The sequence below is a fragment of the Croceivirga sp. ABH4_376 genome, from assembly GCF_056160685.1.
Window position 1 is genome coordinate 395,469 of sequence record NZ_JBSWXQ010000001.1, and the last position, 20,893, is coordinate 416,361.

Consider the following 20,893-nt stretch of genomic DNA (forward strand, 5'->3'; position numbering starts at 1 on the left):
GGGTTTTTTATTAAAACACATTTTAAGCCTTTTTAACGCCACATTTAATCTTAAGCCAAGGAAGCATGCCAAAATTATAAATAACTAACCGTTGCGGCTTTAAAATATACCGTTTTGTATAATAAAATGTAATAGACACATTAAATATGATAGATATTTATAATAGTCCTATTTTTCTTTCAATTTTGCCCAAGTATCCCTAAGACCAACAGTTCTATTAAAAATCAAATTTTCATTAGTTGAATCTTCGTCCACATTAAAATAACCCAAACGTTGAAATTGTACTTGATCACCAATTTGTGCATTTTTTAAACTTGGCTCCAAATATCCGGTTACCACTTGCAGCGATTCTCTATTTACAAATTCCATAAAATCCTTTTCCTTATCGGCATCTGGTGTTTCATTAGTAAATAACCGATCATATAATCTTACCTCAGCAGTCTTAGCATGTTTAATAGATACCCAATGTAAGGTACCCTTAACCTTACGTAGGCTTTCTTCTGTTCCGCTCCCACTTTTACTTTTTGGGTCATAGGTACACTGTACTTCGGTAATATTACCATCCACATCTTTAGTACAGCTCTCCGCTTTAATAATGTAGCCGTTCTTTAACCTAACCTCTCCGCCTAACTTTAAACGGAAAAACTTCCTATTCGCTTCTTCTTTAAAATCTTCCTGCTCAATATAAATATCCCTTGAAAAAGGTACTTCCCTTGTTCCCGCGCTTTCATCCTCAGGGTTGTTCTCTGCTGTCAACCATTCTTCTTCTCCTTCAGGATAATTGGTAATCACCACTTTTAATGGGTTAAGTACGGCCATTACCCGTGGTGCAACTTTGTTTAAATGCTCTCGCACATGAAACTCCAATAAGGATACATCCACAACATTATCCCTTTTAGCAATACCAATGGTATCTACAAAGTTTCTAATGGCTTCCGGCGGATATCCTCTTCTACGCATTCCAGAAATAGTTGGCATTCTAGGATCATCCCAACCAGAGACCACACCATCTTCTACCAATTTCAATAGTTTACGTTTACTTACAACCGTGTGCGATAAATTTCTTCTTGCAAACTCTCGCTGTTTAGGTCTAAGTTTATCGTTAGATACCAATTGGTCTAAAAACCAATTATATAATTCCCTATGAGGAAGAAATTCTAAGGTACATAGCGAGTGGGATACCTGTTCTATATAATCACTTTCACCGTGGGTCCAATCATACATAGGATAAATACACCAATCGGTATTTGTGCGGTGGTGTGCCCTATGTATAACCCTATACATAATAGGATCGCGCATTAACATGTTAGTGCTGGCCATATTAATTTTAGCCCGTAAAACGTGAACACCTTCTTCAAACTCCCCATTCTTCATTTGCTCAAACAAGGCCAAGTTTTCAGCAACGGTTCTGGTTCTAAACGGGCTTTCAACACCGGGTTCCGTAGGTGTTCCTTTTTGTTTTGCCATTTCTTCAGAAGATTGGCTATCTACATAAGCTTTACCATCTTTTATTAATTGTACTGCCCAATCATATAATTGCTGAAAGTAATCCGAAGCATAACATTCTTTATCCCATTCAAAACCAAGCCATTCCACATCTCTTTTTATGGCATCTACGTATTCCTTTTCTTCTTTAGCTGGGTTGGTATCATCAAACCTAAGATTAACCGGTGCGTTGTAACGTAGCCCAAGACCAAAATTTAAACAAATAGAACTAGCATGTCCTATGTGTAAATACCCATTGGGTTCTGGTGGAAATCTAAAACGTAAATCATTTTTAGAATAGTCTTTGTCGAGGTCTTCCTCAATAATGTGTTCTATAAAATTCAAGGACTTTTTGGTCTCTTCCATATAAAATTTATTGTAGGGCAAATGTAGCTAAAAACAACAGTTATTAGCAATTTATCAACAGTATAACCTATAAGAAATAACGTTTCACAACAGAAAACCTATTCACCACAACAATAACTTTAAGTAGTTAATAAATATGTGAATATTTGATGTTGACAAGGTATGTAGAGCCCTGTTTTTAAAGCAAATAACACCCCAAATATCAACTAAAACTATGCTTCTGAGACATCTTTTTACATACCAACCCCAAATAGAACCTACACTTATGAAAACAAAAATTAATCAAGGTTTATGTGTGTTAGCTTTCCTGTTCATTGGATTGGCAACAGGTAGTGCACAGACATTGAACAAACCTACACCGGCAGACAATCCAAACCTATCAGGAAACTCAGAATGGCAAAATGCTTGTGGCTCTGCTAACTTTAATGAGTACTTTGTAAACTTTACCTGGAACCCGCCTTTGGTAGATGCCAGTAACGAATTTATTCTTGAACTATCAGATGCCAGCGGTAATTTTAGTTCTCCAGTAGAGTTGGCACGTGTTTCTGATAAGAATCAAGTATTTGACTTTGATATTGAATTTCAATTACCCGAAGATACCCAAGGTGAAGGGTACCGAATGCGTGTTAAAAGTACAAATCCAGAAAAGGTAAGCGAAGTTTCGGATCCATTTGCGATGTACTACATTGGTTACAATAGCCCAATTCTTATTAGTAAGGATGGTAATGGAACCATACCTCCTGGTGGTGTTATAGATTTATGTGATGGCGAATCATTAACACTAGCTACTCATAATGTATCCAATGCTACCCAATACAACTATAGTTGGTATAGAAGTGGAACAGCATTATCTGGAAACAGCAATAGCATTAACATAACAGAGCCCGGAATCTATTATGTAGAAATGAATTATGGCGCCTGTTCGGGGTCTGCAAATACACTTTCTAATAGTATAGAGGTAAACATTAATGCTGCCCAAGGCGTAGCCATTAACACGCCCACAAAATCTGTTTTGTGTAGTGAAGATACGGTTACCTTAACTGCTAGCGTGCAAAACCAAGGATATACCTATACTTGGTACAAAGACAACCAAATTATACAAGCCGCAACCTTAGAGGGCTTTAGTTATACAGTTGATGCGGCAAACGCAGGCTTTGAAGGTGATTATCAAGTAGAAATTGAAGGAAGCGGCATTTGTGTTGAAAAATCTGATGCAGTTACCATATCCAGTGCTGGATCATTTACGGTGGCTTTAGACAATACAAATGGAATTGCCTTATTACCAGGTTCAACCGAGACCATTACCGTAACCACGGATGCGGCTTCGGCTACCTACCAATGGTATCAAAATGGAACTGCAATAGCTGGTGCAACCAACGCTAGTTATACTATTACGGCAGTAGGAGACTATTATGCTACCGTTACCGAAACCGGTGGTGCATGTACTTCTGTTACCAAAACTACAGAAACGGTATCCGCAGCGTATCCTTCTGCTTTAAGCATAGCTATTGATTATATGACTGCATATACTCCGTGTGAGAATACAAACATAGAATTAGAGGTTAGCAATATTACTGCTACGGACGCAAATGGCAACACTACCGATGTTACCGAAAGTTTAAAAGCTGACTTTGCCTACCAATGGATAAAAGACGGCGCTGCCATTGATGGTGCAACATCTTCTTTATTATCTATTCTTAATGCGGATGAAAATGGTGCATATACACTAGAAGCAAACCTAGAAAGTTTTAATCTGGTTTCCAATGAATTATCTGTTGTGCTAAATGCTAATGATCCTATTACAATTGCTGCAGACGGAACCCAAATATGCGATGGTGTTATTGTTACCCTTAGCACCGATTATGATTTAAACAATGTTGATTTTGAATGGTATAAGGATGGTAACAAAATAACTGCTACCACAACAAGTTTAACGGTTACGGAAGCTGGTAACTACCAATTAAAAGTTTTAACCAATGGTTGCCCAACACTTTCCAACGAAATCGCGGTCAACGCATTTGACGAAAGTATAGTGCAATTAGATAAAGAAAACAATATAGTAATCCCAGAAGGCGAAACTACCACTGTTAATGCTACTGGAGCCGATAGTTATGTGTGGTTTAATGAAGCCAACGAAAACTTAAGTACCTCTAGTAGTGTTACCTTGACAGAAGAGGGCACCTATCTACTTGTAGCGACAATTGGTAATTGTAGCGTAAGCAAAACCGTTACCCTAGCATTCAGAGATAATTTTGATATACCAAATGTGGTAACTGCTAATGGAGATGGTGTAAACGACCTTTGGATTATTCCGAATACCTATTCTAGAAAAGCGAATACAAGAGTAATTATCTATAACGAAAACGGAGAAGAAATAGTTAACCAATTGGATTACCAAAACAATTGGCCTAATTCTACTACCGGTTTTACTAAAAAGAATCAGCTCTTTTATTACAAAATAGTAGAAGCAACCAAAACCTTACGACAGGGTACCATTACGGTTATCCGTTAACCTAACAAACAAATGAACAAGTATAACAAACTAATCCTAACACTTATGGCAGTTCTTTCTTTTGGTGCCCTTACGGCCCAAGAGGAAGATCCGTTCGTAGCTTATGATTTACCTACCCAGAACTTGGTAAAATTCAATAGATATTTATTGAACCCAACCTTTTCTACGGTTAGGGAAAACAAATCATACATCAACTTATTTCACAGAAATGAGTCGGTTTCTTTTGATGACAACCAGCAGACGTATTTTTTAAGTTATAGTGGTAGAATTGGAGACCGTAGTGGTGTAGGTGTTAGTTTGTATAACCAAAGAGAAGGTATCATAGACAACTATGGTTTATTGGCCAATTACGCATATGGTGTAAAATTGAGTGAAAAAAGCAATTTAACCTTTGGCGCCAACTTTTCTTATTATAAGAGTGGAATCAATCAATCTAGGGCAAATACCCTAGATCCAAACGATCCAATTCTACAAGGTTCTAATGATATCTCCTTAATTACCGTACAACCTGGGTTTAACCTTTCTTACGGTCAATTTGACTTTGGTGTTATTGCGGACAACCTTTTTGATTATAATTTAAAGACTAGTGAAACCCTTACCAGTTTTGATGCTAAAACCTTTACGGGCCATTTACAATATACCCACGAGTTTACCAATAATAGTGGTTTACTAGAACAAGGTAGATTAATGCCATTGGCAAGAGTACGTTCTATTGCTAATGAGGATATTAGCCTTGGTGGAAGTTTAATCCTTGATTTGCCCAAAATAGGATGGTTACAAGCAGGTTATGATCAATTCTATGGGGCTGCGGCAGGTATTGGTTTTAACCTGAACAAAAGAATCTCTTTAGGCTATAACATTGAAAAGGGTCTTTCTAATAATATTGAACAATTTGGTGTAAACCATGAAATATCCCTAGCCTACAGTTTTACACCAACCCTTACCGAAGATCGTGTTCTTCTTGAAAAAGAGAATGAGGACCTAGTAAACAATGACGAGGAGGAAACTCCAATTGAAGAACTTACGCTATCTGAAAAAGATTTAAAGATCGCAGAATTGCAACAAAAACTTGCGGAAAACGATGCAATCATTGAAGAATTGATTTTTCGTCAAGATTCTATTGAATCTAACAGACAAAGTGATTTAGAAAGACGGTTTGCCATGGTAATGCGAATGGTTAAAAGAGAAACCGAAGGCAACAGACCGGACATAGAAAAAAGAGCTCAAGAATTATACTTGGCAAATTCTAATACCACTTCCGCTTTGGTTCAGAATGATGCCATTCCCAGTAATGATATTAAAGAAGCAGAACCAAATAACACTTCAAACATTGATGATATTATACAAGATCGTATAAATTCCTCAGATGCGGTAGTAGAAGTGGTAAAAGAGAAAAAAGAGCCTACTGAAAACGTAAGTCTTGGAAATTCTTATACCAAAAAGTATAAAATAGAAGAGCCTTCACAGTCTAACCGTTCAACTCTATTAGCTGAAACGAAATCCACACTAGCGGAAAATAATAAAGACAACACAAATTATAACAATCGTTCTAAACGATATAAAGCATTCTCCATTCCAGATGTAGAGAGCGGTAGCTACGTAATTGCCAATGTTTACAAGGGCACAAAATACATGTCAGAATTTATGGATTCAATGACGGACCAAGGAATAGAGACAGATTACTTTACCAATCCAAGAAATGGTCTTAACTATGTTTATATCAAGGGTATACAGAACAAAAAAGATGCAATAGCAGCCCAAAAAAGTAATTTAAACGGTCAATACCAAGGTAATACTTGGGTAATGGATGTAACCAATAGTTATACAGAAGGAGCATATGTAGAGAACTCCCCCAAGTCTTCCTCTACTTATAATGATTCCGTCTTGGAACAAAACTTAAACCATGCAAAAAGTCAAAAATCAGGTATAGCTTATGAGACTTTACAAGTAAAAGGTTTAAAAACTGGTTACTACATAATTGCCAATGTATTTGCTAAACCAAGAAATGCTACCCGTTTTATAAAAGAACTTAATGATCAAGGATTACATGCCAGTTATTTTATTAATCCAGAAAACAACTATAGGTATGTATATCTTAAAAAACATCAAGAATGGACAGATGCCTTAGTGTCTTACTATTCTAACATTAACAATGCATACGGTGATCCTATGTGGATCATGCGTGTAAAACCTAACTATAGCGCATAACTAATCATAATGAGTAAGCCCCAACTAACCAAGTTACTCTTTGTAACCCTATGCCTCTTTACCCTGCAATCTATATTTGCACAAGTAAAGAACGATTTTGATCCTAGATATAACGACAATCTAAGAGGTGATTTAACCTTGATAGGAAACAATATTGTTAACAGGGACGGAGGAACTAATACTACAGAACCAGAAGACCCCTATAACACTACAGGATTTAGGCTTGTCTACTACAGAGGGCGACTCTATAGAGTTCCAAATGCTACAGCTAATGATAGTTTTGATATGCAGTACATAGATGTGGATAACGATCCTTCCACATTTAGTTCTAGTAGCGCAGATTTAAACGTACCAGACACAGATTGTTCTAGAGTAAGGTATGCGGGTTTGTATTGGTCTGCTGTTTACGTTAATAACAATAGAAATGGTATAGATCAAGTACGTTTACGTACGCCAGGTTCAACCAATTATATAGACATAAATGCTACTGAGGTATTATTTGATGGTCTTGGAGATACCGATTTTGGATATTATAGCCCATATGCCTGTTACGCAGATATTACAGGATTAATTACAGGTTTGGCAAACCCAAACGGTGAATATACCGTGGCCAATATTTTAGCGAGCAATGGTGGGGGTATCTCTGGAGGAATTTCCGGAGGTTGGACCATGGTGGTGGTTTATGAAAACCCAAACTATCCAGGTAAGTATATAACTACTTTTGATGGTTATGCAGGTATAAAATCAGGGGAAAGCCTAGATATTCCAATTTCTGGTTTTACCACCTTGCCGGCTCCGTTTCCTGTTAATGCACGTTTAGGTGTAAGTACTTTAGAAGGTGATAACAATATAGAAGGAGATGGCCTTGCCTTTAGAGCAAACATGAACGGTGGTTTTACACCTTTGGGCAATGGTGCCAACCCAAATAATAACTTCTTCAACAGTAATATTACCTTTGAGGACAACGTAATTATGGACCGTAACCCAAATAGTATTAACACACTAGGTTGGGATATAGACCATTTTACCATACCCAACACACTTAACAATGTAATTCCAAACGGAGAAACAGGTGCCGTTTTAAGAGCTTCTTCTTCCCAGGATAAATACGATATCTTTTTTACTTCTTTTGATGTAGAGATTATTGAACCAAACATTCTTTTAACCAAAACCGTAGAGGATATTGGTGGTAACGATATTACTGGACAAGGTGTAAATCTTGGACAGTTATTGGATTATGTATTAACCTTTGAGAACACGGGTAATGATGATGCCATTAACTATCAAATAAGAGATGTTCTACCCATTAATGTAACTTTAGATGAGAGTAGTATAGTTATGCCTACAGGCGTTACCTATACGTTTGATGCGCCCTCTAGAACCATTACATTTAATGTGCCAGATAGTTTGGTAGAAGAATTTGATCCCGCATCGAGTATTCGAATGCGCGTTCAAGTTGCAGAGAACTGTTTCGACTTTATTAATGCCTGTTCAGATTTAATAGAAAACCTTGCCTATTCTACGTATAGAGGTGCTATTAACTCCGCAACCATTACAGATGATCCATCGGTTACTGATTTTGATAATTGTGGATTTGTAACCCCAGGGGCAACCAACTTTTTATTGGATGATTTAGAAAATTGTGATTATTCTAGAACCGTTTTGCTTTGTGGTGAAGATGTCTTGTTAGACTCTGGTGATAATTTTGATAATTATATCTGGTATATAGACGAGAATGGAGATAGATTAATAGACGCGGGAGACACGGTTATTACTGATGCCGACGCGGATAACGACCCGAGTACCATAGTGGTTACTGAACCGGGAGTTTACATTGTAGATAAGCAGGTTGCAGATCCTTGTAAAGGTTTTCAAGAAATTATAACTGTAGAATTATTTGGCCAAACACAAAGTAATCCAATAACCGCCTTAATTAACGATACTACAAATACCGTTGAAGGAAACATTCTTGTTTGTCCAGATGATGGGGAAGAATTACCGGAAATCTTTTTGTGTGGTCTTAACGACGTAGAACCAATTCAAATTAATATTCCTGATGCGGTAAGCATTGTTTGGCAACAATTAGACGAAGCTAGTTGTGCCGAAGCCAATACAGATTGTGCCAACAAAAATAACACCTGTACTTGGAACCAAGTAGAGACCGGTTTTACCTATAACGCTTCAGATGCTGGCCAATTTAGGTTACAGATTAACTATGAAGATGGTTGTTTTAGTAGGTTTTACTTCAACGTATTTAAAAACCCTTTAGATCCACAGGTAGAAACACAAGATATCATGTGTGGTGTAGATGGCTTTATTCGTGTAACCAACATGCCGGTTAATTACGAATATCAATTGGTAAATGATGCTACAGATGCAATAATAACCCCGTACAGTGCTGGCCAAGGCCCAGAATTTCCAATAAGTCAGAACGGTGCCTACCGTGTAGAAATGAGACAAATTGGTGTTACTGGCGGTTGTGAATTTGTAGTAGATAACATTGGTATTAGAGAGCGAAATGTTAGTATTACAACAGACATTACTAATGTAAATTGTAATGGTCTGGGCTCTATAAGCGTTTCTCTTTTAGATGCAGATGTACAGTATTATTACAGTTTATTACAAGGTGGAACGGAAGTAGATAGTTTTGGACCCTCTGATGATAACAATTATACTTTTGAGAATAAGGCCGCAGGAGATTATACGGTACGTGTAACCACAGACGCGGGATGTGATTTAACACAAGACGTTACAATTTTAGATGAATCTGATTTAGAATTAGAAGCAGTAATCTCACAGCACATTTCTTGTAGGGAAGGTAATATACAAATGAACTCTACTGGTGGGCAAACGCCACATACCTATGCCATTTACGAGTTTGTAGATGAAAGCGGTACAACTATTACTTCCTACAGTGATCCTTCTGACGTTCCCAATAGCGAATTTCAAACAAGTGTAATCTTTGATATTCTAATACCGGGCACCTATACTTTTGTAGTGGTTGATAGAAACAATTGTTTTGCTTTCTCTAACCCAGTAGAAATTGTGTTAGTTCCCTCTGTGGAATATACTACAAGCTTTGAAGACGAAAGTTGTTTTGGGGCCAACGATGGTAGTATTAACATTAATTTGGTTACTTCCAATGGATACAACGTAACCTATTATTTGGAAGATGAAAATGGAAATCAACTAGCGAGCAACAATTCTGGTCAGTTCTTAAATTTAGCCCAAGGAGATTATGATGTAATAATAGATCAACGTAGAGGAAATACCCAATGTGATTTTGTGGAGTCTTTTACCATAGGTGGCCCTACAAGTGCTGTTACAGGTAATATTGCTTTAATTCAAGATTATAACTGCTTACAGAATGGTATTATAGAAGCACAAAATGTTACGGGCGGAGACGCACCTTATGAATATAGCATAGACGGTGTTAATTTTGTAAATGGAGTAGGGGCAGAACGTTTTAGCAACCTTACGGATGGTACCTATAGCATTACCATTAGAGATGCCAATAATTGTACGTTTGTTACAGACCCTATTACTTTATTACCACTTAATCCGCCAACAGATTTAGACTTTACGGCTAGTGCGGTTACCTGCCCAGACAACACATCTAATGTAACTGCAACCGTTACCGCGGGTACGGCTCCTTTTGTTTTTGAAATAATTGCGCCTTCTACGGTTACTCCTGATTCTGCTTCTGGGTCTACAGCAACTTTTAATAACTTATCCCCAGACACCTATAATTTTAGGGTTACGGATAGTAGAGGTTGTGTGTATACGGAAACCTTTACCATTGCTCCTATTACACCAATAAATTCTGTTGGTCAATTAGTGAGTAATATTAGTTGTTTAAATGCAACGGACGGTGAAGCAAGATTTACCGTAAACGGATTTAGCACTACCTACAATTACAATATAACAGGTCCGCAATCATTTAGTGGCACTAATGAAACGAACACCACTATAGACCTAACCAGTCTAGCAGCAGGTACCTATGATATAACTGTAAATGATAATGCTACCAATTGTACCGATACCGCATCGGTTACTGTGGAAGCACCCACTGCGCAATTGGCTATTTCTATTGTAGAAACACAACCTACCTGTATTACAGATGGTAGTGTAGCTGTTACCGCAACCGGAGGTTGGGGTAGTTACACCTTTACCTTAACCAATCCAGATACCACCGTTTTTGGTACAAATACTACTGGTTCTTTTAACGGATTAACACAAACGGGACAATACACGGTTCAAGTGGAAGATGCAAATGGTTGTGTAGTTCCTGGTAATTTTACTTTAAATGCAGCTATAGCACCCGTTTTAGAACTAGTTCCTAACGATTTTTGTTATGACAATGCAACAGGTTTAACCCTAACTGCAAATGTAACCAGTGGAGGCGATGGTAATTTTGAATATAGTATTAACGGAGGTGCTTTTTCTAACAACAATAGTTTTAATAATCTTTCTGCAGGTACGTATACCGTTACCGTTCAAGACGGAAATTCTTGTACCGATACGGAAACAATTACAATTAACCCGCAACTATCGGTAACGGCAACAGCAAGCAATATTACAGCTTGTACTACTTCTACTACGGTAGATATCACAGCTGCTGGTGGCGATGGTAATTATGTTTACGCAGTTGTTTTAACGGGTACTACTCCGGCTGCCACGGACTTCTCAACCACAAATCCTGCAACAGTTAACGCTACAGGTACTTATGATGTTTATGTAAGGGATAATTCTGGCAATACGGATTATTGCGAAGCAGTAGATACCATTATAATCAATCAAGACCCTGCCCTTAGTTTATCCCTATCTAATACAGCTATATTGTGTAGCGGTGATGCTTCATCAACACTTACGGTAACTATTGCGGGCGGTGAAGGACCATATACCTACAGCATTGACAATGGTGCAACCTATCAACCAGAAAACACATTTGAAAACCTTACTGCAGGTAGCTACCATGTTAGGGTTAGAGATGCTAATTCGTGTGAAATAGACCAGATTTATAACATTTCTGAACCATTACCTTTAAGCGCTTCTGCGGCAGTAGCACAACTGGCAGAGTGTAACCCTAGTGGTGCAGAAATAAGAATTACAAACGTAATTGGAGGTACAGCTCCCTATACCTATAGTTTTGATGGTGGTAGCACCTATGATACAAGTTCTATAGAAAATCTTTTACCAGGAGACCATACATTATTTGTAAGGGATGCAAACAATTGTACCTACCCTATGACAGTTACTGTACAGCCAGAACCTACCCCACCAAATGCTACGGCCACAGTAGATTATGAGTGTGATGGAGAAGGTATAATAACTGTAACACCAGACAGTGCAGATTTTGACTACACGTATTTAATAGATGGTACCCCTAATACGCCAGATACTTCTAATATTTTTAATAATGTGCCTACTGGTAACCATACAATAACAATCAATTATACCAGTAATCTTGCGCCAACGCCAAGTATACTGTTGACTGAAAATTTTGGTACGGGTGCTAATACCCCAATTAGTGAAATTGACCCGGCTTATTGTTATGAACCTCAAGACGGTTCTACAAGTTTATGTGGGTTTGGAACGGATACACATATCCAAGACGGTGAGTATTCTGTTACAAACTTGATTGTAAATCCTTACGGTTCTTGGAGGTCTCCTAGTGATCACTCTGGATTAGCCAATGGCAGGTTCTTAGCTATTAACGTAGGTGGTGTAGCCGGTGTGGGTGGCATCGTGTATCAAAAAACAGGAGTTGAGGTAATACCTAATCAAGATATCGAGATTTCATTATGGGCATTTAACCTATTAAGAACAGGGTCAACTGGTGGAGACCCTTCTATAGAAATTCAATTAGTAGATGGTGGTGGTACAATAATCGCCAGCACTACAACAGGAAATATTCCTAAAAACAACAATGCTAACGATTGGCAGAATTATACGGTTAATCTTAATCCAGGAGCCAACGCTAACTTAGATATTGTAATAAGAACTAACTCGGCAGTTACGCAAGGTAACGACATTGCTATAGATGACATTCAAGCATTACAATATCCAGAGGTATGCCCATCTAGTATTACCTTAGACGTTTTAGTAGAAGAAGGTAATGCATTAGCTGCTAGTATTACCAATTTTACCAACATTAGCTGTAATACCGGTAATGATGGTGCAATTACCTTTCAAGTAGAAAATTTTGATACCACAAATGGTTACGAATACCAAGTAAACGGTGGTGGTTACACAACTACTACCAATGCTAGTGTAACCTTACCAAGCTTAACCGCAAATACTTATGTAATTGATGTTAGGGACATAAATGATACTAGCTGTGCAATACAACTTACACAAGTTTTAACAGAACCAACCGTAGTAGAAGTAACAGCCACTTTAGATGCGCAAGTTACCTGTACGGCTGGGGCAACCATAACGGCAAATGCTACTGGTGGCACGCCTAATTATACCTACCAATTAGAGGATAATACAGGTACACCAATAACTAACTTCGATTTTGTTACCAATGGTACTAATACTCTTTTTGCCGATTTGGCCGCTGGTACCTATATCGTTCGTGCAAGAGATACCAATGGTTGTGAAGATATAATTGATTCGCCCATAATAGTAAATGCACCTGCCGTGTTAACGTTTAATGCAACTGCTACAGCTTGTTATAGTGGTGCTAATGACGGAGAAGTTATTGTAAACGTAACCGCTGGTAATGGTGACTATTTATTTAGTTTGAATGGTGGACCGTTTGTAGCTCCAGTACCATCGACATTAACATCTTACACCTTTGATAATTTAGGTCCAGGTACCTATACGGTAGATGTTATAGATGCTTCTGGGTGTACCGCACCGCAACAAAGTGTAACTATTACAGACCAGTTGGTGGCAAATGCCGTACTAGACCAAGATTTAACTTGTCTGGTTGATGCACAAGTAACCATTAACCCCTCAGGTGGTTCTGGTACCTATACCTACGAATGGTCTAATGATGGAGGAACAACGTATAACACCACCGGTTTTACGGGTAATGTATTTACTACCAGTGTAGCGGGTACGTATCAATTTCAAGTAACGGATACTACCAGCCCTACAGCTTGTAGCGTAGTTACCAATACCGTGACTATTACACCCGCTGTGCAACCAGTAATTAGCAACGTAACACCTACTCATATTTTATGTCATGGTGAAAGTACCGGTGCTTTAGATGTGGTTATCAATACAGCTGTTGGTGTACCTCCTTATATAATCAATGTAGTTGAAACCGGTTCTGGTACTCCCTACGGAACTCAAACTACCGGATTACCAGCTGGTGATTACGAAGTAACCATCACAGATGATAAAGGTTGTGTGTCTAATCCTTTCTTGGTGACCATTAACCAACCTGATGTTATAAACTATACCACTACAGATGTTCCAATTACTTGTAACCCACTTGGTGGTACAGATTCAGGTTCTATTACCGTTTCTGGAACCACTGGTGGTACAGCAGAATACACTTATATCCTTACTGCTAATAATGGCATTGCTCCACAGACGTATACTACGTCTCCTGGGAATATAGATCATACCTTTAACATTCTAGATTTTGGTATCTATACCGTAGATGTTGTAGATGCAAACGGCTGTGCGGCTTTTAGTACTGAAGTTATTGCTTCGCCTCCGAACGATTTGGATATAGACGTTACTACAACTACGGCAGACTGTACTTCAGGAGGTACAGCAATCATTACCGTTAGTGCTGCAGTAGGTAGTGGAGATTATGAATTTGGAGTATTAGAAACCTATTCACCTCCTTATTCAACTTCTTATCAAGGTCCAGATAGCGTGGGTGGTAATACTGCAACCATTACAGGTTTAATACCTGGGGTAACGTATACTTTTGTGGTATACGATAACACTACCATGTGTTATTATTTTGAAGAGGCAGACGCGCCTATAGACACACCTTCTAGTATGACAGTTACTTCGCAAACCGAAAGTAATGTTACTTGTACAGGTAATGCAGATGGTAGCGTTTCTTTTGAATTTACTGGTTTTGACGCTGGTGCAACAGATGTTAGATACGAGATTTTCAACAGACAATCTAACGTTACTACAGGTCAGTTTGCACAAGTTCCTGTGAATGCACCAACAACGGTAACCATTTCTGACTTTGGTGCTTTAGCTCCTGGTGAATACTATGTATTACTTACCGAAATTGGAGGTCCAAACAACGGTTGTACCGTTTCTGGAGATTTATTCTCTATACGTGAATCTGCCAACCCGTTAGATTTAGACGTAGCATCACCAACAAACGATAATTGTAATCTTAATGCTGGGGTTATAACAGCCACGGGAAGATTTGGTACCGCTCCGTATGAATATCAATATTTACCTGATACAGCAGCAGCTCCTTTAGCAACAGATGCTGGATGGACTACCAATACTAGTGCTAATGTAGAAGCAGGAGATTACATTGTTTATGTAAAAGATGCTTATGATTGTATCCATTTAGAACCTATTACCGTTTTAGAAGATGTACGCCCAGAAATTACACTTGCTATAGTAGATGAATGTGTAGCTGAAGGTAATTTTGAGGTATTGGTTACCCTTGATAATCCAGCAACTGCTAGCGCGCCGTTCCAAATAAGTATTAATGGCGGTGCTTACCAAAACTTTACATTCAATGCAAGTAATGAATTTACGGTTACTGGCTTAAGTTCTGGTTTAACCCAAACCATAAACGTTAGAGATGTAAATGGATGTGAGGATTCGGACACCATAGATATTTATCCTCCTTTACAATTTAATGCTCGTTTAACCACTGCTTTAGATTGCGAACCTGCTCCCGCAAGCAATGCCGAGATTACTATAGAAGTGTTAGCTGGTTCTGGTTCTTATGATTACGAAATTGATGGGCCAGGTACAGCAGACCAAGCACAAACTAACATGGTTGGTACCAGCGTTGTTTGGACAGATGCGAGCGTAGCTGGTGATTATGATATTACGGTTTATGATACCAATACAGCAATTCCTTATTGTTTGGGTACAATTACTGTAAATGTGCCAGCTGCTGTACAACCTATATTTACGCATACACCTTCCGATGTTACTTGTAACGGAGGTGCAGATGGTACTATCCAATTATTTGAAACCAATACAGGTATTAATCCATTAACCTATACCATTACACCAGCCGTTGGTTCTTTTAATAGTACAACACTAACTTTTGAAAATCTACCGGCAGATACGTACACGGTTACTGGTAGAGGTACAAATGATTGTGAGTTGGTAATCAACAACATTGTTATAGATGAACCTACGCCGGTTTCAATAGATAATGTAATTACTACAGAATTCCTTTGTACCGACGGTAATAATGAAAATAATGCGACTATAAGCGTTGATGCTATTACCGGCGGTAGCGGTACTTATGTGCGCTATGAATTTATAGAAGAAGATGACCCTAACACTGCTACTGTAGAAACACCCGTAACCGTACAAAACGGAAATAACCAAGTACTTACGGTAACCGATTTTGCTGGTGGGGTATATACGATTAATGTGTACGATTCTGCAGGATGTATGGACAGCACTACCGCTACAATAGTTCCTTTTGACGAACTACAAACGGCTACAGCTGCCATTACCAATCCATTGAGTTGTTCTCCGGGTTCTGATGGTGAGATAACTATAACAGTAACCTCAACAGCAAACGATGCTAATCAATATGAATATAGTATTAACAATGGTGCTACTTGGCAAAATACTGGCAATAGCGCTACACCTAATGTATTTGGTGGTTTGGCCGCAGGTACCTATAATTTCTTGGTAAGACATCGAGTAACGGGTTGTATTATTAGCACTTCTGAAACCCTTACAGACCCTAACACCTTTACTATTGATGTAGACGTGGTAGACGATGTTATTTGCTTTGGAACGGCTACGGGTGAAGTTACCTTTGAACTGATAGATGCAACCTATACCAACGGATTCTCTTGGGAGATATTCAATACCAATGGTACACCAACCAATCCAGGTGACGACACCTCTGAAGGTACTGGTTCCATTGCTACTACAGGTCCTACGGCTGGTATTAATTTACCTGCAGGTAGCTATTATGTGGTTATTACGCAAGATAATTTCCCAACCTGTGAAAATACACAGGCCTTTACCATTGCTGGTCCTAATGCTGCTATTACCGCAAACCATACAACAACACCTATTACCTGTATGTCTGCTTTATTAGATGATGGTAGTATTACCATTACCAATGTACAAGGCGGTTGGGGAGGCTATACCTACTTTGTTGGTGCAGATGGTGTTATACCAACAGCTACGGATTTTGTAACTAATGCTTCTTTTGGTAACCTAACTGCTGGTACGTACGATGCCTGGGTAAGAGATAGTGAAGGTTGTGAACAATTGGTACAAGATGATATCGTCCTAACCAATCCAACCCCAATCCAAGCTACTTTACTAGTAACCAATGACAACTGTACCAACTTCGAGGGCGAATTAGAAGTAGTTGGTATACCGGTAACAGACCCAGTTAGTGGTGGTCAAGGTAGTAACTATACCTACCAATTATTCAGAAATGGTACTGCATTTGGTTCTCCACAAACCAGTACCACCTTTATAAACTTAGGCGAAGGTAATTATGAAGTGGTAGTATTAGACCAATGGGGTTGTACCACTACTACTAATGCCGAGTTGTTATATGATGAAATGAACATCAGTACTACGGTAGATAAACAAATAGACTGTTCTATGACTCCTGCTGGTACAATTACGGTTAACGTAAACGGTGGCTCTGGTAACTATAATTTTGAAATGACCGTACCTAATACAGGTGCTATTGTAAACCAAACTACAGATACTTTTACTAATTTGACTGAAGTTGGTGTCTATACCTTTGTGGTTACAGATACAGATACAAACAATCCTGTTTGTACTAGAACCATAACCCAAGAATTAGTAGCCCCTAGTACTACTACACTAGATACACCTATTGTTACTAATGTTTCTTGTTTTGGTTTGGCAGATGGTAGCATTACCATTGTACTTGCCGCAACTGCTCCAGGTATTAATGAAGATGCTCCTTACAGTTATAATTTATATGATAATTCCGGAGTTCTAATTACTGGTCCGCAACCTAATGCAACGTTTACTGGTTTGGCTGCTGGGTTCTATCAAATTGAAGCGGCTTCTGCTAAAGAATGTGCATCCGTACGTACTACAGTAGAGGTAGAGCAACCTACAGCTTTAAGTGCAACAGAAACGGTAACTGCATTTGCATGTGCACCAGATAATAGTGTTAATACAGCTACATTAACTATAACGGCTACAGGCGGTACATCAGCATATTTATATAGTATAGATGGTACTAATTATCAAACTCAAAACACCTTTGAAATAATTGATAATGGTATTGTACAAACTATTACTTATTATGTTAGAGACGCTAATGGATGTCCGTTTACAGATAGTGTAACCGTAAATCCTATTAATACATTTAACGCAACTGTAGCACAGGATGTACAAATTTCTTGTGCTGTGAGTGAGGAAGTGACCATTACGGTTAATGATAATGGTGATGTTAGCAACGTGTACACGTTTGAACTACTGCCTATTGGTAATACAGCAGCAACCTTAACTGGTACACCTGCCTATAACCAAGCTACATTTGAATTAACAGAGGTAGGTTCTTACACCTTCCGCATTACAGATACCGCTACAGGTTGTTATTTTGATACTGCAGCTTATGAAATTGCCCCATATGATACGATTGATGTAATTGCTACAGCAACAGCTCAATCTATTTGTTATGGCGATACTTCTGGTGAAATTACTATAGATGTATCGGGTTACAATGGTACATATAACTATACCGTATACAACCAAGATGGTACTGCTACTGCACTAACCGGGAGTGGTAATACAACTACCAATCCTTTAGTTATTACAGGTTTAGCAGGTGGTAACTATTTTGTACGGGTAACAGAAACTGCAAATCCATTATGTGTAGAAGATTCTAACATAGTAACTATAGTTTCTCCAGATAGACCATTAACAGTAGCTGCACAAGAAGTAGCCAATGTGGGTTGTTCTGATGATTTAGGTGAGATAAATGTTGTAATTGATGGTGGTTATTTACCGTACGACGTGGTCTTAACCAACACCACAACAGGTAATGTATTTACCCAAAACGATGTAGCAGCAGCTCTATTCACAGGATTAGGTGCTGGCGCATATACCATTCAAGTAACAGATAACCAAGGTTGTGTTGTTTCAGATATAGAAACACTTATAGCACCTACCCCAATAACAGCGGGTATAACAGCTACTCCTACTATATTACAATGTTTTGGAGATACCAATGCTTCAGTTACCGCTGTAAATCCTGTAGGTGGAGAAGGTGTTTACTTATTTGAGTTAAACTATTATGATGAAACGGGTAGTTCATTACTATTTACCAGTGGCGCACAGAATAGTCCAACATTTAACAACTTGGGTGCTGGTGTGTATAGTATACGAGTATCAGATGGTTGGAACTGTGAATTTGAAACCTTACAAGTGACCATAAATGAACCAGATGAGGTGGCTGCATCTTTAGTACAAGTATCTGCTCTAACCTGTAATAATTTGGCGGTAATAGAATTAAACGCTGTTGGTGGCAATGCACCTTATGAATATAGTGTTGACGGTATTGTTTATAGTCCTATGTCTGGTGGTGACACACATTCTTTGAATGTATCTGCTGGTATTTATCAATACTTTGTAAGAGATAGTTTTGGTTGTGAGGCAATGATTACCAATCAAGTTTCTGTAGAAGAAGTTCCAGAATTAAAGATAGATTTAGATTTAACTGCCGCAATAATAAACTGTACGGGTGAAGCAACTGCTAGAATAACGGCAGATGCATCTGGTGGACTTGGAAACTATTCTTACGAATTATTTACGGATGCTACTTTAACCAATAGAATTGCTGGTCCACAAACACAAGATAGTTTTAATGATTTAGCTGCAGGTAGTTATTGGGTAAGGGTAACAAGTGTAGATTGTATTGCGGTTTCTACAGAAGCAGTTATTACTGAGCCGGCTCCATTACAGGTAGATAGAGAAGAGTTTACCAACATTAGCTGTTCTGGAGAAGATGATGGTAGTATTTATGTAGAAGTATCTGGTGGTACAGGCGAAATATATTATGCTATTTCTCCAAATCTTAACCAATTTGATACGGAAAATACCTTTACAGATTTAGCTCCTGGTAGCTATGATGTTATTGCTCAAGATGAGAACGGTTGTTTCCTAACCTTCCAATTTGAACTCACTGCACCAGATCCGTTAGAAGCTGAGGCCATTAATATTGAACATGAAATTTGTTTTGAAAGCGAAGATGGAGCATTTGAACTAAACATAACTGGCGGTACCGCTCCTTACAGTACTAGCTTAAATTCAAATGCTGCTGCAGATTTTGTACAAGACCAATTTAGTTTTGGTAATTTACCAGCTGGTACACATGTAGTATTTGTTAGAGATGCACAAGGTTGTGAAACCAATGTATTTGTAGAAATAAATCCTGGAGTTGATCTTGCTGCCACGGTAACACCTATGTACAGTTGTAGCGGTAACATACCAGATAATAACTTGGATATTGTTTTTAACGATAGTTCTGTTATGGGCAATGTACTATATGCACTAGATTCCACGGACCCAGCAAGTATGCAATTAAATGCAGACTTTACCAATATTGCGCCTGGGGAACATTATTTAACTATTGCGCACGAAAATGGTTGTATCAATACCGTACCATTTACAATTAACTATTATGAGCCATTGACTTTAACATTGGAATCTAATAACGTAAATGAGATTACAGCCGTTGCCCAAGGAGGTGTAGAAGAATACACATTCTATTTTGGTGATGTAGAAAATGGTTCTGACAATACCTACTACATTAATAGAACCGATACGTATACCGTTACCGTTGTAGACCAAAATGGTTGTGAAATGTCTGCAGAGATATTTATGGAATTCATAGATATAGAAATTCCTAATTTCTTTACCCCAGATGGTAGCGGAACTAATGATACTTGGGTACCAAATAACATTCAGGGCTTCCCTAATATACTAACTATCATTTTTGACCGTTATGGTAGAGAACTCTATAGGATGAAATTGAATGATGCTCCATGGGATGGTACTTACCAGAACCAAGAGCTACCTACCGGTGATTACTGGTATGTGATTAAATTAAGAGGTGAGAATGATGACCGTGAAATGGTTGGCCATTTTACCCTCTACAGATAAAGACAGACATAAGTT

The 20,893-nt window shown here is 38.3% G+C and carries 4 protein-coding genes; 3 read left to right on the forward strand and 1 reads right to left on the reverse strand.

All coding sequences use genetic code 11. The features are described from left to right. Window positions 1-168: 168 nt before the first annotated feature. Entirely contained in the window at window positions 169-1,851 is a 1,683-nt protein-coding gene (locus ACXAGS_RS01760) for a glutamine--tRNA ligase/YqeY domain fusion protein (RefSeq protein WP_474904025.1), read from the reverse strand. Window positions 1,852-2,116: 265 nt separating this feature from the next. Here ACXAGS_RS01760 and ACXAGS_RS01765 point away from each other — a divergent pair, with 265 nt between their 5' ends. The 3 genes from ACXAGS_RS01765 to ACXAGS_RS01775 are packed head-to-tail and all read left to right on the forward strand — an operon-like array spanning window position 2,117 to window position 20,878. Then, window positions 2,117-4,363, forward strand: coding sequence for a T9SS type B sorting domain-containing protein (locus ACXAGS_RS01765; protein WP_474904026.1), 2,247 nt, complete (start codon window positions 2,117-2,119; stop codon window positions 4,361-4,363). A 12-nt stretch (window positions 4,364-4,375) separates the two neighbouring features. Further along, window positions 4,376-6,571, forward strand: a complete 2,196-nt coding sequence (locus tag ACXAGS_RS01770; RefSeq protein ID WP_474904028.1) for a PorP/SprF family type IX secretion system membrane protein — start codon at window positions 4,376-4,378, stop codon at window positions 6,569-6,571. 9 nt (window positions 6,572-6,580) lie between these two features. Continuing rightward, entirely contained in the window at window positions 6,581-20,878 is a 14,298-nt protein-coding gene (locus tag ACXAGS_RS01775; RefSeq protein ID WP_474904030.1) for a T9SS type B sorting domain-containing protein, read from the forward strand. The last annotated feature ends 15 nt before the right edge of the window (window positions 20,879-20,893 follow it).

Bases quoted from the DNA above. Each gene is read 5' to 3' on its own strand.
- ACXAGS_RS01760 (WP_474904025.1), bottom strand. From the start codon at position 1,851: ATGGAAGAGACCAAAAAGTCCTTGAATTTTATAGAACACATTATTGAG.
- ACXAGS_RS01765 (WP_474904026.1), top strand. From the start codon at position 2,117: ATGAAAACAAAAATTAATCAAGGTTTATGTGTGTTAGCTTTCCTGTTC.
- ACXAGS_RS01770 (WP_474904028.1), top strand. From the start codon at position 4,376: ATGAACAAGTATAACAAACTAATCCTAACACTTATGGCAGTTCTTTCT.
- ACXAGS_RS01775 (WP_474904030.1), top strand. From the start codon at position 6,581: ATGAGTAAGCCCCAACTAACCAAGTTACTCTTTGTAACCCTATGCCTC.